Origin of the sequence: Psychrobacter sp. I-STPA10, assembly GCF_021012795.1 — a bacterium.
Classification (GTDB): domain Bacteria; phylum Pseudomonadota; class Gammaproteobacteria; order Pseudomonadales; family Moraxellaceae; genus Psychrobacter.
Genome location: NZ_VFYU01000001.1, coordinates 182,613 through 207,367 on the forward strand (window position 1 = coordinate 182,613; position 24,755 = coordinate 207,367).

At 40.7% G+C, this 24,755-nt stretch carries 23 protein-coding genes; 13 read left to right on the forward strand and 10 right to left on the reverse strand.

Annotated features, from left to right (window positions below):
- Positions 1–32 precede the first annotated feature (32 nt).
- The 3 genes from FHK89_RS00785 to FHK89_RS00795 all read left to right on the forward strand — a co-directional run bounded on the left by FHK89_RS00785 (position 33) and on the right by FHK89_RS00795 (position 5,389).
- Complete coding sequence (locus FHK89_RS00785) at positions 33–404, forward strand: hypothetical protein (RefSeq protein WP_230655757.1); 372 nt, start codon at positions 33–35, stop codon at positions 402–404.
- A 421-nt stretch (positions 405–825) separates the two neighbouring features.
- Positions 826–2,256 carry an efflux RND transporter periplasmic adaptor subunit gene (locus FHK89_RS00790; RefSeq protein ID WP_230655758.1) on the forward strand — a complete coding sequence of 477 codons (1,431 nt, stop codon included), beginning with the start codon at positions 826–828 and terminating at the stop codon, positions 2,254–2,256.
- 25 nt (positions 2,257–2,281) lie between these two features.
- Positions 2,282–5,389 (forward strand): efflux RND transporter permease subunit, encoded by a 3,108-nt coding sequence (locus FHK89_RS00795; protein ID WP_230655759.1) that lies wholly within the window; start codon positions 2,282–2,284, stop codon positions 5,387–5,389.
- 91 nt (positions 5,390–5,480) lie between these two features.
- Here the strand turns inward: FHK89_RS00795 and FHK89_RS00800 are convergent, their stop codons facing one another.
- Positions 5,481–6,635 carry a siderophore-interacting protein gene (locus tag FHK89_RS00800; protein WP_230655760.1) on the reverse strand — a complete coding sequence of 385 codons (1,155 nt, stop codon included), beginning with the start codon at positions 6,633–6,635 and terminating at the stop codon, positions 5,481–5,483.
- Positions 6,636–7,140: 505 nt separating this feature from the next.
- Between FHK89_RS00800 and FHK89_RS00805 the strand changes: the two genes are divergently transcribed.
- The 3 genes from FHK89_RS00805 to FHK89_RS00815 all read left to right on the forward strand — a co-directional run bounded on the left by FHK89_RS00805 (position 7,141) and on the right by FHK89_RS00815 (position 9,535).
- Positions 7,141–8,325: a TonB family protein gene (locus tag FHK89_RS00805; RefSeq protein WP_230655761.1), complete on the forward strand. Its 1,185-nt coding sequence runs from the start codon at positions 7,141–7,143 to the stop codon at positions 8,323–8,325.
- 102 nt (positions 8,326–8,427) lie between these two features.
- Entirely contained in the window at positions 8,428–8,997 is a 570-nt protein-coding gene (locus FHK89_RS00810; RefSeq protein WP_230655762.1) for a MotA/TolQ/ExbB proton channel family protein, read from the forward strand.
- A 127-nt stretch (positions 8,998–9,124) separates the two neighbouring features.
- A complete protein-coding gene (locus FHK89_RS00815) occupies positions 9,125–9,535 on the forward strand; it encodes an ExbD/TolR family protein (protein ID WP_230655763.1) in 411 nt (136 codons plus the stop codon).
- A 134-nt stretch (positions 9,536–9,669) separates the two neighbouring features.
- Here the strand turns inward: FHK89_RS00815 and FHK89_RS00820 are convergent, their stop codons facing one another.
- The 8 genes from FHK89_RS00820 to hisF all read right to left on the reverse strand — a co-directional run bounded on the left by FHK89_RS00820 (position 9,670) and on the right by hisF (position 18,417).
- Positions 9,670–10,494, reverse strand: coding sequence for an MOSC domain-containing protein (locus tag FHK89_RS00820; RefSeq protein WP_230655764.1), 825 nt, complete (start codon positions 10,492–10,494; stop codon positions 9,670–9,672).
- 74 nt (positions 10,495–10,568) lie between these two features.
- Positions 10,569–12,416: a glutamine--fructose-6-phosphate transaminase (isomerizing) gene (gene glmS / locus FHK89_RS00825; protein WP_230655765.1), complete on the reverse strand. Its 1,848-nt coding sequence runs from the start codon at positions 12,414–12,416 to the stop codon at positions 10,569–10,571.
- A 49-nt stretch (positions 12,417–12,465) separates the two neighbouring features.
- The gene (gene glmU, locus FHK89_RS00830) at positions 12,466–13,872 is read right to left on the reverse strand and encodes a bifunctional UDP-N-acetylglucosamine diphosphorylase/glucosamine-1-phosphate N-acetyltransferase GlmU (RefSeq protein ID WP_230655766.1); all 1,407 of its coding nucleotides are present in this window, start codon (positions 13,870–13,872) and stop codon (positions 12,466–12,468) included.
- Positions 13,873–14,105: 233 nt separating this feature from the next.
- Entirely contained in the window at positions 14,106–14,729 is a 624-nt protein-coding gene (locus tag FHK89_RS00835) for a phosphatidylglycerophosphatase A family protein (protein WP_230655768.1), read from the reverse strand.
- Between the two features lie 51 nt (positions 14,730–14,780).
- Entirely contained in the window at positions 14,781–15,839 is a 1,059-nt protein-coding gene (gene thiL, locus FHK89_RS00840) for a thiamine-phosphate kinase (RefSeq protein WP_230655770.1), read from the reverse strand.
- Positions 15,832–16,716 carry a transcription antitermination factor NusB gene (gene nusB, locus FHK89_RS00845; protein WP_230655772.1) on the reverse strand — a complete coding sequence of 295 codons (885 nt, stop codon included), beginning with the start codon at positions 16,714–16,716 and terminating at the stop codon, positions 15,832–15,834. The genes thiL and nusB overlap by 8 nt, the downstream gene beginning before the upstream one ends.
- A gap of 197 nt (positions 16,717–16,913) precedes the next feature.
- On the reverse strand, positions 16,914–17,447 hold the full coding sequence (ribH, locus tag FHK89_RS00850) for a 6,7-dimethyl-8-ribityllumazine synthase (RefSeq protein ID WP_230655774.1): 534 nt from the start codon (positions 17,445–17,447) through the stop codon (positions 16,914–16,916).
- Positions 17,448–17,631: 184 nt separating this feature from the next.
- The gene (gene hisF / locus FHK89_RS00855) at positions 17,632–18,417 is read right to left on the reverse strand and encodes an imidazole glycerol phosphate synthase subunit HisF (protein WP_230655776.1); all 786 of its coding nucleotides are present in this window, start codon (positions 18,415–18,417) and stop codon (positions 17,632–17,634) included.
- Positions 18,418–18,668: 251 nt separating this feature from the next.
- On the opposite strand from hisF, the gene FHK89_RS00860 reads away from it, so the two are divergent.
- The 3 genes from FHK89_RS00860 to FHK89_RS00870 are packed head-to-tail and all read left to right on the forward strand — an operon-like array spanning position 18,669 to position 19,794.
- Positions 18,669–18,947, forward strand: coding sequence for a type II toxin-antitoxin system RelE/ParE family toxin (locus tag FHK89_RS00860; RefSeq protein WP_230655778.1), 279 nt, complete (start codon positions 18,669–18,671; stop codon positions 18,945–18,947).
- A 17-nt stretch (positions 18,948–18,964) separates the two neighbouring features.
- Complete coding sequence (locus FHK89_RS00865; RefSeq protein WP_230655781.1) at positions 18,965–19,291, forward strand: HigA family addiction module antitoxin; 327 nt, start codon at positions 18,965–18,967, stop codon at positions 19,289–19,291.
- A gap of 20 nt (positions 19,292–19,311) precedes the next feature.
- The gene (locus FHK89_RS00870; RefSeq protein ID WP_230655782.1) at positions 19,312–19,794 is read left to right on the forward strand and encodes an HAD domain-containing protein; all 483 of its coding nucleotides are present in this window, start codon (positions 19,312–19,314) and stop codon (positions 19,792–19,794) included.
- Between the two features lie 98 nt (positions 19,795–19,892).
- Here FHK89_RS00870 and FHK89_RS00875 read toward each other — a convergent pair whose 3' ends face one another.
- Positions 19,893–20,771 (reverse strand): hypothetical protein, encoded by an 879-nt coding sequence (locus FHK89_RS00875; protein ID WP_230655783.1) that lies wholly within the window; start codon positions 20,769–20,771, stop codon positions 19,893–19,895.
- A 263-nt stretch (positions 20,772–21,034) separates the two neighbouring features.
- Between FHK89_RS00875 and FHK89_RS00880 the strand changes: the two genes are divergently transcribed.
- Genes FHK89_RS00880 through FHK89_RS00895 form a run of 4 tightly spaced genes read left to right on the forward strand, consistent with a single transcriptional unit; the run spans position 21,035 to position 24,755 of the window.
- Positions 21,035–22,267, forward strand: a complete 1,233-nt coding sequence (locus tag FHK89_RS00880) for a homoserine kinase (protein ID WP_230655785.1) — start codon at positions 21,035–21,037, stop codon at positions 22,265–22,267.
- 22 nt (positions 22,268–22,289) lie between these two features.
- Entirely contained in the window at positions 22,290–22,559 is a 270-nt protein-coding gene (locus FHK89_RS00885) for a hypothetical protein (protein ID WP_227430287.1), read from the forward strand.
- Positions 22,560–23,456 carry a class II glutamine amidotransferase gene (locus tag FHK89_RS00890; protein ID WP_230655787.1) on the forward strand — a complete coding sequence of 299 codons (897 nt, stop codon included), beginning with the start codon at positions 22,560–22,562 and terminating at the stop codon, positions 23,454–23,456.
- Between the two features lie 6 nt (positions 23,457–23,462).
- On the forward strand, positions 23,463–24,755 hold the full coding sequence (locus FHK89_RS00895) for a PDDEXK-like family protein (protein ID WP_230655788.1): 1,293 nt from the start codon (positions 23,463–23,465) through the stop codon (positions 24,753–24,755).

Below are 24,755 nucleotides of genomic sequence, written 5' to 3' on the forward strand. Positions count from 1 at the left end.
ACCTAGCGGTTAGGTTTAATGGAGTGTATACAATGAAAATAAATAGCCTCCCCTTAATAATGGCATTACTACTGACAAGTTGTAGCCAGCCTATTGAAATAAAACCAAATAAACTGCCTGACGCCTATCTGAATGATCCTTATCAAGCTGAAATAGAAATAATAGGGGGATCAGTCGTTGAAATGAGTTTTTCTGCGAAAGTATCTGATACAAACTTTCGCATTTTGCACCATATTGATACCGATGGATATCCAGATTATAATCATTTAACAGTTCAAGGCACACCCATTGTACTAAAGCCTATTTATATTAAGTTGGTAGGAGGGACGTATGGTACAAATTTTCCCGGCAAGGAGTTTGTAAAAGAATACAAAATTATGGTCAAAGAACAATATAATAAATAGATTCAAAATCATTATATATTTTTAATATTTAATCAAATCATCATTAATTAGCGAATACTAAAGTATTAAGAACCTGTATTCACAACCCATAATGGTGGATTTTTGCCTAAAATAGACGTACTACGGCGTTAAATTTTAGGTTAAATAGAGTAACTATTCGCCCCAAAATTTGCCTTGTATTACGCAGTTTTAGTTTAAAACTCCCCTGATTTTGGATTATGAAAACAGGTCCTAAGTTATAAATAAACGTCCTCCTATTAGAAGATAAAGTTAGGTTACATCAAGCCTAAGCACAAGCGATGCAATTCACGTATAATTTTCTATATTCAATTTAATAATAAACATAGCATTTGCAAATATTTTTATTAACATAGTATCAAGTCTAACTGCCGCATCTGTATGCGAGATATACGAGAGCATTATGAGTTCATCATCTAATATCACACCGCCTGACGCTAAGTCGCCACAAACACAACCATCAAAGCAGTCATCACCAGCAGATGAGCGCCAGACTTTATCTGATCAAAACTTGTCCAAAACACCAATAGCAAATGGTGATGCAGGCATCACCCCACCGCCAAGCTATCAGCAAATAGCAACACAACCTCGCTGGATTTGGCTATTACCATTAATGCTAGTGGTGCTTGCCATTGGTGTTTGGGCAGGACGCATGTGGGGTGAGAAAAAAGCACAAGAGCAGTTAGCAGCGCCACCAACGTCTGCTTCATCGTCTTCACTCTCGACCACATCTCCTTCGTCGTCCTCGTCCTCACAAATGACAACTGCCACTGAAGTAACAGAACCCTCTGTACCGCAAAAACCAGTTTTGAGTGTGGATATCATTACTCCTAAACAAAGTGTGTTTGAAGATTCACTGAGTGCTGATGGTACGATTGTGCCAAAAAATGTGGCGACAGTAAGTGGCAAGGTCTCTGGTGTGACCATTGAACAGGTATTGGCTGAAGAGGGCAGTTGGGTCAAAAAAGGTCAAGTCTTGGCAGTATTTGATACTCAAGCGATGCAGCAGCAACAAATACAGGCTCAAGCTGATTTAGCTGAAGCACAAACCAAATTACAACTTGCTGAAAGTGATGCCAACCGTGTACTACCATTGTTAGAGATTAATGCGGTGAGTGAACAAGAGGCGGACCGCTATGTGGCGACTGCTAGACAAGCTGCGGCAGCAGTTGCGGCAGCTGAGGCACGATTAAACAATCAAAATCTTAACTTAAATAATGCCAAGGTGACCGCACCAGTAAGCGGACTTATCAGTGAAAAAACAGCGAACGTGGGTAGTGTGGCAGGGCAAGCACCCTTATTTACCATCATCGAAAACGGTACTTTAGAATGGCAAGCACAAGTTGATCCCAACAAATTAGGTGAGATTAATGTAGGCACACCCGTACAGGTGAGCTTGCCTAATAAACATAGTGTGATGGGTAAAGTAACACGTATTGCACCGACGGCTGAACAAGGTAGCCGACAGGTGAGTATCTTTGCAACCTTAGCCAATAGTAAGTTTGCCAGAGCGGGCATGTATCAGCGAGGGACGTTTATGCTCGGTAAGCAAGATGGTCAAACCCTGCCAGTGAGTGCCATTGTAACTAATGATGGTTATGATTATGTGATGTTTGTTGAGCTTGATAAAGGGGCAGATGGTGAGGATATTTATCGTGTTCGCCGTAAAAAAATACAGATAGCAGAACGCCTTGGTGATCAGGTGGTATTGGCTAAGCCATTACCTGAGTCTGTGGCGATAGTACGTCAAGGAGGTGGTTTCTTAAATGATGGTGATGTGGTTCGCCTTGCCTCTGAGCAAACGGATAGTAGTGCTGCAAAAGATGCAAGCTAAAAATAGCAAAATAGGATAAACGACCATGAGCTTAAATATTTCTGCTTATTCAATAAGAAACCCACTGGTTGCTATTTTGCTATTTGTACTGCTGACTATGGGTGGTATTTATGGCTTTTTGCAAATGAAAGTGCAGCAGTTTCCTGATATTGATTTACCTGCGGTGGTGGTTACGGTCACCCTGCCAGGAGCTGCACCCAATCAGCTTGAAAATGATGTGGCAAAAAAGATTGAAAATCGTATTGCCAGTATCGAGGGTGTGAAGCACATGCACACCACACTGCAAACAGGGGCAGCGACTGTGGTGACTGAGTTTGTGCTAGAAAAGCAGATTCAAGAAGCGGTGGATGATGTGCGCTCTGCAGTGGGGGAGGTGCGAGGAGACTTGCCTGCCGCTGCCAATGATCCTATTATCTCTAAGGTATCAACGGCTGGCTTGCCTGTGGTTACTTATACTGTCGCTGCTGATGGAATGAGTATTGAGGATTTATCATGGTTTGTGGATGATACCATTAATAAACGTTTATCTGACATTCAAGGTGTGAGTCAAGTAAATCGTGTTGGTGGGCTTGATAGAGAAATAACGGTTGCTGTTCAACCAGAAGATCTCAGCGCATTACAGATTCCTATTACTCAGCTATCACAGCAGATTACCAGTATTCAGCAAGATACTTCAGGGGGTGAAGCTAAAGTTGGTGGTAGTACTCAGACGGTACGTGTACTAGGTGCGGTAGAAAACGCACAGCAATTAAATGATATACAAATCACAGTGCCAGCAGGTGGATCACAAAGCTTGGGTAGTATTGCGACCATCACAGATGGTACGGCTGAACCCATGTCACTTGCCAAGCTTGATGGCGAAACGGTGGTGGCATTTACAGTCACTCGTTCACGTGGGGCAAGTGAAGTTGAGGTGGCTGATCGCGTGGCGGAGGCCCTCGCTACCTTGCAACATGAACAGCCAAATTATCGCATCACCAAGGTATATGACCGTGCCACTCCGATTGCAGAGGATTATGCAGCCTCACTGCGTATGCTAATAGAAGGTGCAATATTGGCAGTAGTGGTGGTTTTCATATTTTTACGTAACTTTCGCGCCACTATTGTTTCTGCGGTGGCACTGCCTTTATCGGTGATTCCAACTTTTTTGGGTATGTATCTGTTTGACTTTAGCCTTAACCTAATTAGCTTATTGGCGTTGTCCTTAGTTATTGGGGTGTTGGTTGATGATGCCATCGTTGAAGTGGAAAACATCATGCGCCATCTGCGTATGGGTAAAACCCCTTATCAAGCAGCGATGGAAGCGGCAGATGAGATTGGGTTGGCAGTGATTGCAACTACCTTTACTCTGATTGCAGTATTTTTGCCAACGGCATTTATGAGTGGTGTGGTTGGGCAGTTTTTTAGTCAGTTTGGCTGGACAGCAGCAATGGCAATTCTGGCTTCGTTATTGGTGGCGCGTCTGATTACACCAATGATGGCAGCATATATCATGCGTCCTGAGTCATATCATCAGCCCAAAGATAGCTGGGTGATGCAAAAATATCTTAAAGCGGTTGGCTGGACGTTGCACCATCGTTGGCTCACATTGGGAGCGACATTGTTGATGTTTGTTGCCTCATTAAGCCTAGTTAAGTTATTACCAACGACTTTTATTCCTGATAATGACATTGATCAAACACGGGTCAGTATTGAGCTGACACCAGATGCCAACCTTGAGCAAACCACAGAAGTTACCCAATTGGCACGTGAGCGTATCATGCAGGTAGAAGGGGTTGAGCGGGTATTTAGTGCCATTGGTGATCCACAAGCAGCGAGTTTAGATCCTAATCATGCTGGTAGTGCAGTGAATAGTGCAAGTATGGATATTATTCTCGCACCGCGTGGACAGCGATTGGATAAAAATCAGATTGAACGTAATATCACCGATGCGCTGACTGCTGTACCTGGTGCGAGAATTAGTGTGGGATTGTCAAGTAGTGGTGAGTCGGGCTATAGCTTTTCACTGACCAGCACCAACCCAGAATTGCTAGAGCAAACGGCACAAAAAGTCATGGCAGAGATACGCCAACTGCCAAATGCAGGGGATGTGACCAGTAACCGTAGCTTGCCACAGCAAGAGCTATCAGTGATACCCAATCAACTGGCTATGGCAGATCAGGGTGTGACAACTCAAGGTATTGCAGATACCCTCAGAGTGGCAACAGTGGGTGACTATGAGCAGCGTTTATCTAAGCTGAATCTGAATACACGTCAAATCCCAGTGGTTGTGCGCTTGCCTGAGTCCGCGACAGATAATATCAGTCAACTTGCTGACTTATATGTACCTAGCACACGTGCAGGACAGGGTACTCGTATTACTGAAGTGGCAGATCTAAACTTTGGTACAGGACCTTCTACCATCAGACGCTTTGACCGTGAGCGAGCGATTACCATTACCACACAGGTAGGTACTGGTGAGCTTGGTGGACTGGTAAAAGCTGTCAAAAGTGTGCCCAGTTTACAACAGCTTCCTGATACCATTAGCTTAGTCGATCAAGGACAGGCAGAGGACATGAAAGAGCTATTTAAGGGCTTTGCGATGGCGATGGTAGTCGGTATTTTCTGTATCTATGGTGTATTGGTATTATTGTTTGGTAAAGTGCTGCAACCACTGACCATCTTAATGGCATTACCTTTATCTATTGGTGGTGCATTTGTCGGTTTGGTAGTGACACAAAGTAGCTTATCTATGCCATCAATGATTGGCTTTATTATGTTGATGGGTATTGCCACCAAAAACTCAATTTTACTGGTGGATTATGCCATTTTAGCGCAGCGTGATCATGGACTTAGCCGTTTTGATGCACTGCTTGATGCCTGTTATAAACGTGCCCGTCCCATTATCATGACCACCGTTGCAATGGGTGCAGGTATGTTGCCATTATTGTTGGGTCTTGGTAGTGTGGACGCAACTTTCCGTCGTCCGATGGCAGCAGCCGTATTAGGTGGTTTGGTAACTTCTACCTTTTTATCATTGATTGTCATTCCAATGATTTTTACGTTTATGGATGATTTATCTAATTGGTTTGCTAAGCGTTTGCAGCCACATGGTAAATCTGAAAATGGGGATCAAACGACTATCAGCACATAATTATAATTTAAATGATATTTAAGAATTACCCATAAAAAAGAACAGCTTAAATGGCTGTTCTTTTTTATGGGTAATTTTATGGCTGTATTTATTATGACGCATTACGCCGCCAATATACTTTTAGGACCATATTTTGTCGTGGCAGATTGAGATGAGACTTAAGCGCTTTACGTAATTCTTTGGTATCATTGACCTCCAATGCCCCCCAAACCTTATCAATTTTAACATCAGTCTGCTGCTCATAAGCGGTGAGCTTGGCAATGATACGTTCAGTTAATGATGGCGAAGAAGAGGAGATATCCTGTGTATCATCATTGATGATGGGTATAATCTGTGCTTGCTCACTGATATGTGTTAAACATAAATCGCTATCTAAGCGAATATTATGTAAATAGGTGATATCGTCAGCATGATTGCAAATGGCGATAATAATCGGTGGTGTCGGGTTTTGCCATGTCTCTAGCAAACGTGCCACTGTCGGTAAGGAAGTTTCATCAGCGATAAGTAAGCATTGACCATGACTTAAATGCTCAATCTTTTCGGGATATTCACGCAGACTTTTGATGCTATCACCAACTTGTAGTGAGCGTGCCCAATTACCACCTGGGGTATCACCATGAATATATACATCGACCCATGCCATGATGGTAGCGTCTTCGGTGTTTTGTATCAGCGGGCTGTGCCAAGCTCGGCGTAAAGTATAGTAGCAATGTTGTCGGGTATCATTGTGATCACTGGCATCTGTCTGTGTTTGGTGCGTCACTGCCATTTTAGGTGTGGTTAAATCAAATAAATATGCATAGCCTGCATGGGTAAGCGGTGTGTTACTTGGTGCTATCAATACCAGCCTTAGCATGTGGCGGCTAACGTAATGGCTATCAACTAAGGTAAATGATTGCTCTTCAAGTTTAATCGTTTTTTTGCCTAATTTTGTTGCCGCTTTTTGCATTAAAGCAATGTATTGATCTTTTAGCTCTGTTATCTGCTCGATGGGGTTTATAAAGGCTAAAAAATAAGTTTGTGGCTTAGTTGTAGCCTGTGAGTAAACATTCAAATCCAACCCTTCTTTATAGACTTCCGTTAAGCGCAGTTGCGTCGTTTCATCTGTAACTACATTAGCAAAAGCTTGGATAAACATAGCAAGCTCATCTTGATGTTCTTCATTGATATGTACTAAAAAATCTGCTTTTTTAGTGTCTGTGAGCGGCGTTTTTAATTGTTTAGTGAGTTGTGAAAATTGTGACATGGTTAGCATGATCCAAATAAAAAAAGAAGGTTTGAAATCAATTTCATTTATTTATCTTTATGATGACAAGTTTGTGATGACTGTCTAATCTATTTTATATAAAAATAAAAATTGATAATAGGAATAAGTCGTATTATCATATGTAAAAAATACAATTACAAGAAATGTTATCTATAAAAAGACAATAAATTCAATACTCTATATGCAGATTAAAAAAATCTTGACCAGATTGATAAGATAGTGATGACATTATATGATTTATTTTTGTCTCATTGTATTATCAATTTTAGTTAAGAAAGTATATAATATCGTGCTAAAATTGATAATTGTTATCATTTATCATATTATTGTTTTTTGTATTTTAGCTAGTAAGCGGTCATTAAACTGTTCAAGAAGACATTGATTTTTATATATTTTAAAGTCTTTATTTACCTCATCACCATCGCATACTTTATCTTAATATGGATAAACTATGTCATGGCACATTACTTAACTTTTGGTACTTATGTATACAGATACTTCTAATCGTCCTCTGTTTTCCAAAACTTCACTGGTGGTTGTTGCAGGGGTGTTGGTACTGCATGGTGTGGCTATGTGGTCTTTATCGGATATTAACTTTCCAGAGCGACCAGAGCCACCAATAGAAAAAGTAGAGCCTTTGGAATTCACTCTGGTACAAACACCACCTCCACCTCCTGAAATAGAACAGATAAAAGAACAGCCGCCTGTACCAGCTACACCAAAACCTGAGCCGAAACCAAAGCCTGAGCCAAAACCAAAGCCTGAGCCGAAACCAAAGCCTGAGCCAAAACCGAAGCCTGAGCCAAAATCAAAGCCTGAGCCGAAACCAAAGCCTGAGCCGAAACCAAAGCCTGAGCCAAAACCAAAGCCTGAGCCAAAACCAAAGCCTGAGCCAAAACCAAAGCCTGAGCCAAAACCAAAGCCTGAGCCAAAACCAAAGCCTGAGCCAAAACCAAAGCCTGAGCCAAAACCAAAGCCTGAGCCAAAACCAAAGCCTGAGCCAAAACCAAAGCCTGAGCCAAAACCAAAGCCTGAGCCAAAACCACAAATTGATCCTATTCCGAATATTCCAACAGTGACGGTTAATGAGTCTACTGTTCAGATACAAAAAAATGCTCAAGCAGCAAAAGCTGCTGCCGATGCAAAAGCTGCTGCCGATGCAAAAGCTGCTGCTGATGCAAAAGCTGCTGCCGATGCAAAAGCTGCTGCTGATGCAAAAGCTGCTGCCGATGCAAAAGCTGCTGCCGATGCAAAAGCTGCTGCTGATGTAAAAGCTGCTGCCGATGCAAAAGCCGCTGCCGATGCAAAAGCTGCTGCCGATGCAAAAGCTGCTTCCGATGCAAAAGCTGCTGCTGCCGCTGCTAGTAACACCCCACAAAACTTCTCTTATGGTGATGCGCGTGTTAAAAGCCATCCTGCATATACTTTTCCAAAGTCGGAAGAACGTAGAGCTAGACCAGGAGATACTTTTACAGCCTATGTTAAAGTTACTGTTAATAAACAAGGTAGCGTAACAGCTGCTAAAATCTCTCAATCATCAGGAAACAAAAGAATTGATAAAGTAGCAGAAACAGATGCCAAACAGATTAAATTCCAGCCCTTTATTGACAAACAAACAGGTACGCCCGTCGTTGGCATTGTCACTGTTCCAATTAAATATGTTCGATAATATTTATTTGGGTATATGAACATAGTTTTTGAATAAAACTCAGGTCGAGTTTTAATTTTTTACACATATCACGTATTTATTTTTACGCATGAAGGAGTCTTTATGGACTTTGCACAATATTGGCAATATACCGATATCATTACTAAATCTTTATTTTTTATCTTATTTGCGTTATCTATTGCCTCATGGGTGACGGGTATTGTGCGTATTTATCAAAGTTATCAGTTGTCTAATAATGTGGTAACAGATTTGACAAACACTGTAAACTCACAGATGCAAGCACATTCTGTAACAGATGCCAGTCAACGTAAATTAGTAACCGAGCAAGTGTTAATGCAAAATATTGCGCGTTATCGCTTTAGTAGCGAAAAAGGCTTACCTATTTTGGGTACTACTGCCGCTATTGCTCCATTTATTGGGTTGTTTGGTACAGTATGGGGTATCTTCCATGCGTTACACAGTATTGGCGAATCAGGTCAAGCTGGACTTGGACAAGTTGCAGGCCCCGTTGGTGAAGCGCTTATCATGACGGGTCTAGGGCTGGCAGTTGCGATACCTGCGGTTGTGTTTTATAACATTGCTGTACGCATGAACCGTAAAACCATGCATTTAGCAAATGATACTGCTTATGGATTACTGGCAAAATCAATAGATAGCACACCAACAGCATAGATATATAAGCAACAGAAATAGGACAAAACTCTTTGTAGCAAGTTAATTTCAGTGTAGTGTCACTTGCGTTTTGCAGTATTGACTTACCAATTTAACATCGAGTATTAGATAATAAATCGAGGATATTATGGCATTTCAACTAGGTGACGAAGACGGTCAACAACAAATGAGTGAAATCAATCTGATTCCACTGATTGATATTATGCTGGTTTTGATGATTATCTTTTTAGTCACTGCCACCGTATTAAACCCCAGTGTGCCACTAGATTTGCCTAAAACCAGTGCCACAGTGCAAGAAATGCCACCCAAAACAATTGATATTAGTATTGACCAAGATGCAGGTATCTTTTGGGATGGCCATCCCATTACTATGGAAGTCTTAGAGCAACGATTGGATGAGCAAGGACAAGTAGCATTAGAAAATCAGCCTACCATTCAGCTACGTGCTGATAAAGACAGTAAATATGAGACAGTTGCTCAAGTATTGGCTGCATCATCGGCTGCTAATTTGACTAAGATTGCTTTTGTTTCGGATTAACAAAAATAGCAATAGTGTAGTAAAGCATAATACAGGATTGTAGAGACTTTAAAAAACCACCATAGCTTATTGTCGTTATGGTGGTTTTTTATCTTTATCATTTATATAGGGATCAATAGCCAATACAGTCAGTTTTAAGCCAAATAGACAGCAGAGTCTATGCTGATTGTGCCACTATTTTTGGCAACAAGATGAATACCAAAAACTGTCTCGGTACGAGTACCTTCAATATTAATATTGGCTCGTTCACGGTGTATGCGCTGTAGGGTTTTAAATGGCTGATGGGTGACAGATTTTTCACCTGTTTTTGGGTCAATGTTAATCATCACACAGCGAGTACAACATTTAAGAAATTCAAACTGTACCTCACCAATACGAATATCACGCCATTGATCTTCTATCCAAGGCGTGAAATCACCTTCAATGACAAAATTTGGACGAAAGTGGGTCATGGTGACGGGCTTATCGAGTTGCTGATTGAGCGCAGCAAGTGAGGCTTGTGTTGTCAGCAGGTAAGGTGCACTGTCTGCAAAGGTTAGCTTGCTATTATCGTTATAGCCTGTAAGTGGGCGTTGACTATCATCACCAAGATAGTGCAGCAAGCAGGGTGTCTCTAAATGCTTACTTAACCATTGGTTGATGGTATCAGGTGCAGTATGGGCTATAAACGAATCTTTCCAAACTGTGACTGCTGTTATTTGCTCGCAGTCTTGAGTAGAAACTGTTTTATGCTCACCTTTTGGTGTGGTTAAAGTGAGATGTTGTTGGTCATTGATATGGGCTTGCCATAATAGCATCTGTGGATATTGCCGCGCTGTTATAAAGCGTCCATCTGAGTCAGTGATAAGCCAACGACGGTCATGTCTCATACCTTCTGGATAAATCTTGGCAACTTTAGTACGATTACCACCCAGAGATTTAACAGGGTAGTGAAAAATGCTTTGTAATGTAGTAATCATGGGGCATCTCTAATTGATTACTTAGTATGATACTTTATTACTCGCTGACAATTGTTGTCAGCGAGTTTATAAGCTTATTCCACCGTCACACTTTTTGCTAGGTTTCTTGGCTGATCCACATCGGTACCACGCAATACGGCGACATGATAAGACAATAGCTGTACTGGTACGCTATAAACAATAGGTGCAAGCACTTCACAAACATCAGGCACATAGATAACATGCAAGCGTTCGTCTGCCTTGATTTGGCTGGACTCACTAGCAAAGACGAATAGTTCACCATGACGAGCATGTACCTCTTGCATATTAGCTTTGAGCTTATCGAGCATGCTGTCTTTTGGTGCAAGTACCACAATCGGCATGTCTTTATCAACAAGCGCTAAAGGTCCATGTTTTAGCTCACCTGCGGCGTAACCTTCAGCATGGATATAAGAGATTTCTTTGAGTTTTAATGCCCCTTCTAAAGCGATGGGGAACTGTACACCACGCCCTAAAAATAAGCAGCTTTGCTTGGTTTCAAATAAGTCACTCATCTTCTTAATAGGTGAATCTAACTTTAGGCAAGCATGTAGCTGCCCATTAAGTTGGTGTAAGTCTTTGATTAACTGCGTAAAAGTCATATCATCAATGCGTTGTTGGATACGACCAATTTTGAGTACCAACAGCATTAAGGCAACGAGTTGAGTGGTAAAGGCTTTGGTAGAGGCAACACCGATTTCTACCCCTGCCATTGTTGGTAAGAAAATATCCGTTTCACGTACCAGTGATGAAGTGGGTACATTACACAATGCCAAAGATACCAAGCCGTTAATGTTGCGACGCTGTATATCACGCAGCGCTGATAAGGTATCGGCTGTTTCTCCTGATTGAGAAATACAAATCATCAAGGTATTATCTAATACCACAGGCTCACGATACCGAAATTCACTGGCAATCTCGACTGAGCAAGGTAGATGCGTCAATCCTTCAAACCAATATTTTGCTACTAGACCAGCATGGTAACTTGTGCCACATGCTAGGATTTGAATGTGTTTAATACTGGCAAGTTTATCTTGATAAGGGATTAAAAAGTTGCTTTTTAATGTATTATCTTTCACCGCCATCTCAATGGTACGGGCAACTGCATCAGGTTGCTCATAGATTTCTTTGAGCATATAGTGTTTAAACTCGCCTTTATCGGCGTTGTGCTGTTTGGCATCAAGCTCTTTAATAGCACGTTTAACAATTTCGCCGTTGGCATATACATGAATATCTGTGCGAGTAATCTGTGCAATGTCACCTTCTTCAAGGTACATAAAGCGATTGGTGACTGGCAGCAGTGCCAACTGATCAGAGGCGATAAAGTTTTCACCAATACCCACACCAATAACCAATGGTGAACCTAAACGCACAGCTATCAACTCATTAGGGTTATCAACATGAATGACCCCTAAAGCAAATGCACCTTGCAAGCGAGGACGTACTTGTTCCACCGCTTGTAATAAGTTGTTAGTCGTTTCATATGCATCTGCAATTAAGTGAGCCACCACTTCAGTGTCTGTTTGTGAAGTGAAAGTATAGCCTTTATCCATCATTTCTTGCTTAAGTTCGGCGTAGTTCTCAACAATGCCGTTATGCACTACTGCCACTTTACCTGATACATGGGGATGTGCATTGTGCTCAGCAGGCTCACCATGTGTTGCCCAACGGGTATGGGCAATACCAATATGCCCTTGAAAATACTCAGGATTTTGGTTAACAGCATTGACCAGCTCTTGCACTTTACCAACTTGGCGTTCACGGTGTAGCTCAGCGCCATTTTGACCCTGTTGGATAATGGTTAAGCCAGCTGAGTCATAACCACGATATTCAAGGCGTTTTAGTCCTTCAAGTAAGATATTTGAGATATTACGCTCAGCGATTGCGCCAACGATTCCACACATAGGGATTCCTTAAAATTTATTATTTATTCTAAACTATTAGTTGCAAAATTTATTTTCTTTTTGTTGGACGTTGCCAGCCTTCTTTTTGTACCTGTTTGCCACGAGCCACCGCTAAAGTATCATCGCTCACATCTTTGGTAATCACTGAACCTGCGCCCACCGTTGCAGTTTTGCCTATATGAACAGGAGCAACTAGACTAGAGTTTGAGCCGATAAAGGCATTATCATCAATAATGGTTTGTGATTTATTAACGCCGTCATAGTTACAAGTAATCGTGCCTGCCCCAATATTGACACCTTCACCAACCACAGCATCACCAATATAGCTGAGATGATTGACTTTACTACCTTTGCCAATGCTGGATTTTTTGGTTTCGACAAAGTTACCAATTTTGCTGTTGTCAGCAAGTACTGTTTGTGGACGTAGATGGGCAAAAGGTCCAATATCCACGCCTGCACCAACAGTTGCTTGGTCAATGACACAATATGGCTTTAGATGGCAAGCGTTGCCAATTTGGCTATTTTTAATCACACAACCTGCCTCGATATAGACGTTATCACCAAGTACGCAGTTACCCTCAAACACCACATTGACGTCAATAAATACATCTTGCCCTGCTTGCAATGTACCACGAATATCAACACGATTGGGGTCAGCAAACTGTACCCCTTGCTGTTGTAACTGGCTGACTTGATGGTTTTGGTAGGTACGCTCTAGCTGAGCTAATTGGATGCGGTCATTGACGCCTTCTATTTCAAAGTTAAAAGTCGGCTCAATGGCGATGATATTAATTCCGTCAGCGACTGCCATTTTGACAATATCGGTTAGATAATACTCTTGTTGGGCATTGTCGTTAGACAGCTTGGGCAGATATTTATGCAATAAGGCATTATCAACACAATAGATACCACTGTTGATTTCACGAATTTTTTGTTCTTCTTCATTGGCATCTTTTTGTTCAACAATGGCGGTAATACATCCTTCATTATCACGTTTAATACGACCCAAACCGAAAGGATTATCCACGGTTAAGGTAAGCATAGACATACCTTGAGTATTGGCAGACAATAATTGCTCAAGGGTAGGCTGACTAACGAGTGGTACATCGCCATATAAAATTAGGCTTTTACCCTGCTGTGGCAATTCGTTTAAGGTGACTTTTACTGCATGACCTGTGCCGAGCTGCTCAGTTTGTTCAACCCAAGTCAAGGAATAATCACTCATAGCTGATTGCACTTGCTCACCACCAAAGCCATAGACCACAATGGTTTTATCAGCGTTAAGCTGCACGCAAGTATCTAAAACGTGAGCTAATAATGGCTTATGGGCAAGGGTTTGCAACACTTTGGGCTTGGCGGACTGCATACGAGTGCCTTTGCCCGCCGCTAGAATGATGATAGATAGCGTATCAGATAAGCTATCTTGGTCGTTGGTAGAGGTGTTTGTTGTGGTCATAGTGGAAAGTCTTGGTTGTTAAAAAATTAGAATAAGTAGATTTATTATAGGGCAAATAATGATTTAAGGAAATTTCTGAATAATAGGACTTACGCATTTTTCTAGATTATTAGCATCTGGTAATCATTTACTCGCTGGCTGTACGTAGTTCCAGAGGCTCAATATAATTCCCAGCCGCTTTATAAGACAAATATCGTACTTTTGCGTAAGTCCTAAATAAGTAAAAAAGGGGGTTATTGCATACCTGGAGCAGGCATACCGAAAACATAAAAGGCAATGAACAATAACAAAGTTGGTAGAAGAGATAAAATGACCATTGCCATGATGCCTGCAATAATATCATCTAACATCACACCCAATCCGCCTGATACTTTTTTATCTGCCCAGCTAATAGGAAAAGGTTTTGAAATATCAAAAAAGCGAAATAATACAAATGCTACTAGTAAGATTAACCATGTTTTTATCATATGGTTACCTTGTATTAAGTCTAAAGGTTTAAAGCCCACGTAAACTATTGGCAATAAGGTAATCCACATACCCACCCATTCGTCCCATACGATATGTGGGTCATCATGTACGCCCATCAAGTTCGAGGTGCGTCCACAAATATAAACCCCAACAATCCCTGCAACTATGGTAATAACTAAAAACGGCACAAATCCTAATGCCATTAATGGAATACTGACAATTAATCCGCCCACGGTTCCCCATGTCCCTGCCGCGCGTTTGGGCATACCACTACCTAAGCCAATGCCAAGCCAATAAATAAGTTTATCAAATGCACTGGCGTTAGCAGGCAGTGGTGGGCAGTCGTTGGCTTTGCGAACGTCAGGTTTGTGGTGTTGGGTGTCTGTCATGGGTAGGCTCGTGTTATCTATTTTCTTTATGATAATTAAAGTTTATAACAATTAAAAATGCTGAAAACCATGCAGATTTGGTAACTGGTCAAATGGATAAGGATTATTGGCAGTAATTGGCTGATTATTATAAAACAGGATTGGTTGGTGATAAGAGTCTGTCGTAGCGATTACTTTACCAATGCAGGTAATGAGGGTGTTATTTATCTGTTGTAAATTGGCAATACTAGAGATATCGATATTTGCAGGTAAGGTAAATGCCAACTCATAATCATCACCGCCTGTTAGCTGGCATAATAATCGCTCAGCTAAAGGTGTTTTTTTTACAGACAAGTTTTCTATATTGGCAACTGCTTGGCTACAGGGCAGATTTTCCAAATTCACACGCATACTCACCCCACTTTGCTGGCAAATATGTCCCAAATCCTGCACCAATCCATCAGATATATCAATCATTGCAGTTGCTTTACCTTGCTGTGCTAAAGCCTGACCCAGTGCCACTCTTGGGGTTGGCATATGTAAGCGGTGAGCAAGCTGTTGACCAATAGCGGTATCAGGGTGAGTTAAGGCATAATTGGCATCGCCTAACGTACCTGATACATAGATTTTATCACCAACTTTTGCTCCATCTCGATAAATGGGGGCAGAGGCTTGCGGTAAAAAACCTTGTGCAGTAATGCTAATAACCAATTTGTCATGGCGGGTGGTGTCACCACCGATAAGCTGGACGTTATATTGTTGGCAGGCGTGAAATAAACCTTTGGCAAATTCAGTGAGCCATGCTTTATTTGCCAAGCGTTTGGGCAAAGCTAACGCAAGTAAGATATGGTGTGGGGTTGCTCCCATTGCTGCCAAGTCAGATAAGTTAACCGCCACCGATTTATAACCAATAGCAAAGGCAAGCTCTTCTACCGTTTGCCAGTCATCACTAAAATGCCGACCTTGCACCATGGTGTCAACACAACTGACCAGTTTACTATTTTGAGATATTGATATGACGGCAGCATCATCACCAATGCCTTTATCAATATGTACGGCTTGTGCCAATGAGCCATCAGTAGATGCCTGCTGCTCGGCAAAAATCTGATAAATTAGCTCAAATTCAGTCATTATTGCTAGCGGTATCTGTTGAGATATTTTCTGCTGTGGTGTTTACTGGTTCTTTATTTTCTTTATCAGTTGTATCTTGAGCAGTGACAGCACGTTTACGGTTAGGTTGACCTGCTTTTAGCCCGATACGTGGTTTTGGCTCAGCTTTGGGTAAAACTTCTGCTTCATTGTCAATATTATCAGTCACTGTGGTTTCAGTCGCTATAATCTCTTGGGTATCGAAACTGTTTGTGTTCTCTTCAGTTTGTTGTATTTGCTCTGCTTGTATTGGTTCGACTTTGGCTTTTGTAGCAGTTTTGGGTTGTTCTGCTGCGGCTGCCACTTCTACTTCGCGTAATTGTGGGGCAAGTTTGTCTAGTACCGCATTGATAAGCTTGTGAGCATCAGTTGCGCCAAAATGGGTATTGAGTTTCATTGCTTCATCAAGCACCACTTTATAAGGCACTTCTAAATGGTCTTTGAGCTCATAAGTACCAATCAATAAAATGGCATGCTCGATGGGGTCAAGTAGGTTAATATCTCGGTCAAGATGCTGGGAAATTAACGTATCTAATTCATCTATTTGCTCAGGAATATCACGCATCATTTGATGATAATAGCCCAAATGCACGGTGTGCATGGCGTTATTAGCACGGGTACGAGCGGCGATATCATGGGGTGGATTGGCTTTCCACTCTCGCTGACCTTCTTGCTCAAAGCGGCGGTCCGTCATCAGCCATTCATACAGACCTTGCATGGCAAAGCGGCGTGCTTTACGTACCGCTGCATGTCCAGTTTTATAAGATGATTCACTGATATCAAACTGATTGTCAGCTTCAGTAGAAGATGATGGCTGATTTGTCGATTGAGCCGTCGCAGGCTTTTGGGTATTACTCATGGTGGTGTAGACCTAAATTTTTGGTAAAAATAAATTTTCAGACGCAAGGCAAAATAACGATATGACAGATAAAAAATATAGTCAGTTCAAGATAATACTGTTACAAGGAAAACGAGCGAAGGTGTAACTGTTTTTATAAAAGCAGGTACTGCGAGCGAGTTTGACTTTGTGCCAGTTTTGTATTGAGCCGACTATATCTAGATTTCGTCTATGTCTAAATCAGCGTCTAAGTCATCATCAAGCTGGGTTAATACCGCAATCATTTCAAGCGCAACCATGGCAGCTTCAGCTCCTTTATTGCCTGCTTTGGTGCCTGAGCGTTCGATGGCTTGCTCGATGCTGTCAGTGGTTAACACTCCATTAATCACAGGAATGTTATAGTCAATAGCAACTCGACCTAAGCCTTTAGCAGATTCAGCAGCCACAAAGTCAAAATGTGGTGTGCTACCACGAATCACCGCCCCCAAAGCAATGATGGCATCAAAGCGGTCAGATTCAGCGGCTCTTTGAGCGACCAATGGTAGCTCAAACGCACCTGGTACACGAATGATGCTGATATTGCTACCTGCCACACCATGACGTAATAGTGCATCACACGCACCATCAACTAGCGATTCGACCACAAAGCCATTAAAACGAGCAACGACAATACCAATACGTGCATCGGTATTTTCAAATAAGTTGCCATCGATATGGGTGATATCATTGCGTTGTTGTTGTAAGTTTTTCATAAGATTGTCTCAGCTTAAAAGTTAAAATAGGGTTTAAAAATAGAAATATGATTTGGTTAGTAAAATAGGTTCAATGAAGTGTGGCTATAATAACATTTTTTAGGCTTAGTTTTAGCATGAAAAATAAGAACTGAGATACAATAGCTCACTGTCATATTATTAATTAATCTTACTCAACCCATCACTACAGACGCATCTCTATCCCTTGCAGTGCCATAAAGCGTTTTGCCTCGCCAACCGTATGGTCACCAAAGTGGAAAATACTGGCAGCCAGCACCGCATCTGCCCCACCTTGTAATACACCATCGGCTAAATGTTGCAGCGTGCCTACTCCACCTGAAGCAATCACAGGTACAGAAACACTGTCAGTAATGGCACGCATCAATGCCAAATCATAGCCCTTGCGGGTGCCATCACCGTCCATAGAAGTCACCAATAACTCACCTGCACCAAACTGTGCCATTTTACCTGCCCATTCAACGGCATCAATGCCAGTGGGTTTGCGTCCACCATGAGTAAAAATTTCCCAACGTGGCTGAGTATTACCCTGACTATCGACCACATCTGCTACTCGTTTGGCATCAATCGCTACCACAATACATTGATTACCAAAGCGACTTGCCGCTTCACCGACAAATTCTGGATTAAACACTGCTGCTGAATTAATGGCAACTTTATCTGCTCCAGCATTAAGCAAATTACGAATATCAGCCACTTGACGCACCCCACCACCCACAGTTAATGGTACAAATACCGTTTCTGCCATACGCTCAACGGTATGATAAGTGGTTTCACGTCCATGATGGGTTGCGGTAATGTCCAAAAAGGTGATTTCATCTGCCCCTTGCTCGTTGTAGCGTTTTGCCACTTCTACAGGGTCGCCAGCGTCTTTGATATCGACAAACTGTACCCCTTTGACCACACGACCATTATCGACATCAAGGCAGGGAATAATACGTTTTGCTAGCATAGAAAATCGCCTTAGGTTTTATAAGAATAAATAAAATAAACAAAAATAATGGTGCCATTTTAACATTTAGCAAATACTATTTAACTTATTTTCTCATGCAAATTTTATCTTATATATGGAGTAAGTAGATTTCTGCGTATATTTATCCATTAGTTTATATACATCGAAACTCTAAATAATAAGCCCTAAATAATAAATTGTTTTTTATCGATAATCGATAAATCTTAGAGAGTTTGATAGTAGAGGTATACGTGATCATCAGTTTTAAATGTGAGGACACACAAACGCTATTTTGTACTGGTAAAACAAAGCGATGGTCTGCTATCAAAAATGTGGCTGAACGGAAGTTATTACAATTAGATAATGCGGTTGATTTAGATGACTTAAAATCCCCACATGAGAATCGCTTAGAAGCCTTACAGGGTAATAGATCTGGTCAGTATAGTATTCGTATCAATGCTCAATGGCGACTGTGTTTTGAATGGACAGAACAAGGTGCAACAAATGTTGAAATTGTTGATTATCATTAGTCTTAGAGGTGTTTGTTATGAGTAAAAATGTGATTAAAAATGGTATGTGCCCCATTCATGCAGGCGAAGTATTACGAGAAGATTTTCTTAAGCCATTGGATATGAGTGCCAATGCTTTGGCATTGGCAATTGGTGTTACTCCTGCTCGTATTAATGACATTGTTCGTGAAAAAAGAGGCATTACTGCTGATACAGCTTTACGATTAGCTAAGTATTTTGGTGGTAGTGCTACCTTTTGGCTAAACTTACAGTCTACTTATGAATTACGGCTGGCACAAACGGGTGATACACATTTTTTAGATAACATAGTACCAATTGATGCCACTCAATTTGACGGTGCATAAGATATTAGAGTCTCAATCTTATGGCAAAAATCTTATTAGACTTTGATGGGGTGATGGTCACTACTCCCTCTTGGCGAGTCGCCCACCAAGCAGATGATGGGTTTATGGCATTTGACCCTAAATGTGTGCAGAATTTGGCACACATCTTAGCCAAAACTCAAGCCGATATCGTGCTTACCACCACTCACCGTATTCATTATGATGAGGTACAGTGGCTGAAACTGTTTAATAATCGGGGTATTGTCACCAACAAAGTCACTAAGGTAAATCAAGCGCAAAGTTTTGCAGAATTAGCAAATCGTTGTGATGAAGTATTGCAATGGGTCGCCAACAATCCTGATGAAAACTTTGTGATTATTGACGATGATGCCTCTTTATATAATTTGCCTGATAGCCCTGAATATGACCTTAAAAAAAGATGGGTGAAGACGCAATTTCATCAAGGGTTGACAGTTGTAGAACGAGATAAAGCGTTAGAGATTTTGTTAAACTCTTACTTTTAAACAGTTTTTCTACGTTGTTTAGGTTGTCTATTCTTTTGCAAATATTTGCCAACAGTGAGATGGGCGTCTCTGACTTGGTAAGAATTGCCAGACTTTGCTCATTCCAGCAACATGTCTTTTACGGTTTTGCCACAATCAGTATCGTGTACCAAGATGCCAGAGCCACCAATGCAATAGGTGTGGTAGTCCTCCACCTCGATATTATAGACAGTGGTGGTGTAGGGGGCGTACTGTGTGCCATGCACCCTATTGCCCGTGTAGCCATCTAAGTGGTATTTGGGGTATGGTGGCACTGTATCATCTACAATGATGTTAGCATCGTTTTCATCCATGTCATCGCCAAGCTGTAAGATGTTTGCCCCTAATATTCCCTTTTCCTCACTCAGTAAGTCCCAATCAGTCCCAACCTCCTCAAACTGCCAGTCATACATGGACTCGCCACCTTGTAGCCACGCATACTTTGGCAAGAATGATTTGGCAAAGGGTTTGACGCTGTTGACTAGGTAGTATCTGTCTTTCGCACCGCTATACAGCACATCGCCCTGTAGCAACTCGTCCACCCGCTTCCATTGCGGAGTGTCATAGAACTCTATTGGGTTATGCTTGCCTACTTCAGTGACTTTTGGGGCATAGCCATAGACACAAAATGGGTGTTCTGCAGTGACTGCAAAGCCCTCTGCGGTATAGCCCATGCCTTTGTCATGCCGAGCAACACCAATATACCAAACGGCTTTGTCTTCAAACTTAAAGGTCTTGGTAACTCGTTTTGGCACGGCTTCACCAATACCATCCTCTGGCATGGCAAGCACCATATCGCCCACTTCCATATCATCAATACGCTTCCATAGTGTGCCATCTGCCATACGCACCAGCGTACAACCGACAAAACACGCTGTTTGACTGATGTCTAAGCGCTTTTGAGCACGCAGTTTCATGTAGTCATACATGGCAGTTTGTTGTTTTATGTTTGGTGGCATAATCGTTCCAAATTTAAGTGAATATTAAAGTAAGTTTAATTTAAATAGTAGAAAAATAGTAGGGATAATCAAAGCATAAATAGTTATTGCAGTAATTTTTGGCAGGTTTAAGGCAGTTTGACAGATTAATAGCGAGGCTAATTGATAAGTAAACTTCAATAATATGAATGAAATCAGTTTAAGAAGTCACACAACAGGTGTCAAAGTCTCACTTTTCGGTATAATGTAAGCATAACTTTTGCAAATAAACTCAAGAGAATCCCATGTCCGTCTATACCCAACTAACCACCGAACAATTCAGCAATTTTTGTCAACAATTTGGTGTAGCGTTTGCCAAAGCCATTCCCATCACCCAAGGTATTAAAAATTCTAACTGGTTTATCCAAACCACTGAGGATAAAGAGGGTGACTATTCTTACGTTTTTACCTTATTTGAAGAGCGTAAACCGCACGAAATCGAAAAAATGGCGGTAATTTTAAACCAATTAAAAGGACAACTACCTGTTGCCTCACCACTTGCTAAAGTCAATAATCCCAAAGAGTTTGTCGCTTATTTTGATAACAAAGCCATCACCCTTGTACCAAAACTATCAGGCACACACCCAAAAGTTGCTACCATTGATATGTGTGAGCAGATGGGCGAGGCATTGGCGGTGTTACACCAGACGCTCAGCACGCTAACCCCTGCCGAAAATTATGGCGTAGAGCTGTATCCGTGGCATTTGGTGCGTGACCGCGAAACCCAATATATGCCTGCTGATGAGGCAAGGCTTATGCACGATATTTGGTCGGCTTATGAGGCGTTGCCGTTGGCGAGTTTGCCCAAAGGTTTGTGCCATTTGGATATGTTTGCCGATAATACTTTATGGGATTTTCATAGTACACCAGACACACCAAAACTGACGGGATTGCTTGATTTTACTGAGGTTAGCGTTGAGCATTATGTGATGGATATTGCCATTACCATCAATGATTTTTGTACCACATGGGGCAATGCTGAGCATGGTGAAAAGGTTGAATTTGATGAGGCAAAAAAACACGCCTTTTTGCGGGGTTATCAACGCCAACGCCCACTGACCCCCGCAGAGAGCAAAGCCTTGCCAATTATGCTGGCTCAAGCGTCAGTGATTTTTTGGTTATTACGCCTAAACGTGATTTATTACAATCGTCAACAAGGTCGCACTGGCGATAATATCATGGTCAAAAATCCTGATTTGATGAAGCGTCTAGCGTCTTATCATTGGGAACAAGTGGAAAAGTCGCAGGCAAAAATTCAATATGTTTATTTATTAGAGCATCTGCCTGATAGAGATACTGATAAAGAAAATATGCAAAGATTAAAAACAATTGGTATTTTTGATAGTGAACAGCAAGCAAAAATGGCAATAGAGCAATTAAAAACTCAAACAGGATTTAAAGATTATCCTAATGATTTTATTATTGTTAAATATGCGATGAATGAGCTAGATTGGTCAGAAGGATTTGGCGGTAATTAAATTTATTTTTTAAGGAAAAAATATGAGCGATAAAGTAGATAACTGGCAAAAACTGGCACAATATGACACCAATATTCAAGGTGAATTACATGCCAATTTATTAAAAAATAATGGCATTCATGTGTCTATGCAGGCATTAAGTGCTATCCCTGGTATGAACTCTGGAGCAGTGCTTTGGGTACAGCAAGAGGAATTTGCCCAAGCTAAGCGTATTTTGGATAGCATTGCTGATGGGGTTGATGATGATTTTGAAAGTGACTTTGGAAATAATAGTAATAATGGTGATGAATAAATGTGCCAGCTTTTAGGAATGAACGCCAATACCCCAACCGATATTGGCTTTAGTTTTGCAGGATTTCGCAAGCGTGGTGGACTAACAGACCATCATGAGGATGGCTTTGGCATTGCTTTTTTTGAGCCTGCCGACTGTAGCAGTATGCAAACCAAAACAGGGTTGCGACTGTTTCATGATAATCAGCCCAGCAGTCAGTCGCCTGTTGCTGATTTGATTAACAATTATCCCATCAAAGCTACCAATGTCATCGCTCATATTCGTAAAGCCACCCAAGGCAAAAACTGTCTGGCAAATACCCACCCTTTTGTGCGTGAAGTCTGGGGTGAGGAATGGGTATTTGCCCATAATGGTCAGATGAATAGCAACTTTGTGCGTCGTTGTGAGCGTTTGCAAAACAATGGCAATGCTGAATATTGCCAACCTGTCGGCAATACCGATTCGGAAATGGCGTTTTGTTATTTGATTAATCGGCTTAAATCCACCTTTAAAAAACGCCCTGATGAGGCAACTTTATTTGCTTTTTTGACTGCTCAATGTCGTTATTTGTCTGCTAATGGTTTGTTTAATTGTTTGCTATCCAATGGCGATTGGCAATTGGCTTATGCAGGCAGTTTGCTGTTTTATCTGACCCGCCAAGCTCCCTTTGGTGAGGCACGTTTGGCTGATGAGGACATGGCAATTAATTTTAAAGACATTACGGGTGATAATGATAAAACCACTATTTTAGTCACTATTCCACTGACAGAAAATGAGGATTGGCAACAGCTTGCGGTTAATGAATGTGTGATTTTTCGAGATGGGCAAGTATTGCATCGAGATACGCCAAGTTTGCGTAAATATCTAACCGTTGAGGAAGGTATTGCTATTGCCAGAGAAGTTGGGGCGAGTGTGTGATTGATTATGACTGATGATAAATTTTCACATTTATTCAATGAACTAAAAAAAATTGATGAGCAGGCTAAAAGAAAAGAGATAGATAATAAATATAATTTTAATATTTTTACTATTCTTAGAAAAATTGATGATGAGGTGGGCTTACACTCTTGTTTTTTGGCTGAGTTACTAAATCCAAAAAATAGCCAAATGCCTATATTTCAGCAGATGTTTATTGATAAAATTTTAAATCCTACTATTAAAGCACAGGAATGGGACAGGAAAATATTAGACTCTGGTGTTCTTTATAAGTGTCAGACAGAGCGATATATTAAAGGCTTTGGTAGGATAGATATTGTTTTAGAAACACCTGTCGGGGTGAACCCTAAAAAAATTATTGTAATAGAAAATAAAATCCATGCAAGTGACCAAAAAAAGCAATTACAAAGATATTTTGAAGCTTGTCGTTATCTTGGATATTCTGATGAAAATATTTATATCATATATCTAAACAAAAATGGTGAAAAAGTTTCTAATTATGGTCAAGGGAATTTAAAGCACAATCAGTTTGGACACATTACTTATCATCAGGACATTATTCATTGGTTAGACCTCTGTATTCAAGAAGGTAATAAATATCCTCATATTGAACAGATATTAATACAATATAAAAGGTTGGTTCAAGAGTTAACTGGTGATACAAGGAGTGCCAAAATGAAAAAAGAGCATGTTAAATTATTGTACCAAGATGATAATTTTAGATTGGCTCATCAGTTAAGCCAGTCATTGGAAGAGTTTCAAATAGATTTACAAAAACATATTTGGTCAGAGATGATAAATGTATTTAAGGAAAAAGGTTATGATTTTATATTTTGTGATAAAAATTTAAAAGAATGTTGTAAAAATAATAAAGTAGATAAATATTATAAAAAAGGTGATGAGAATAGATTTTATGGTATAAGATATTTTATTGGAGAATATAAAGGGTACAATATATATTGTTTTATACAAATTAATCATAATATATATTATGGAATAACAGTGCCAAAGAACAACAATCGTATCCCATATACAAATGAGTTACAGCACTTAGCTAATAAGATTAAAGAACTAAATTTTGCATTTCGTTTTATGGATTCTGGAAACTACTTAGGAGGCAATATCTTACCAAGTGAACCTGTAAATTTTAGGAGGTCTGCTATTGTTTATAAAGTAGTTAATGAAACTGCTAGAATAGCATGGGTACAACAAACAACTGATGAAATTATAAATTTTATTGAGCAAGTAAAATCCTTAATTTTAATTGATGAAGCTATGTAG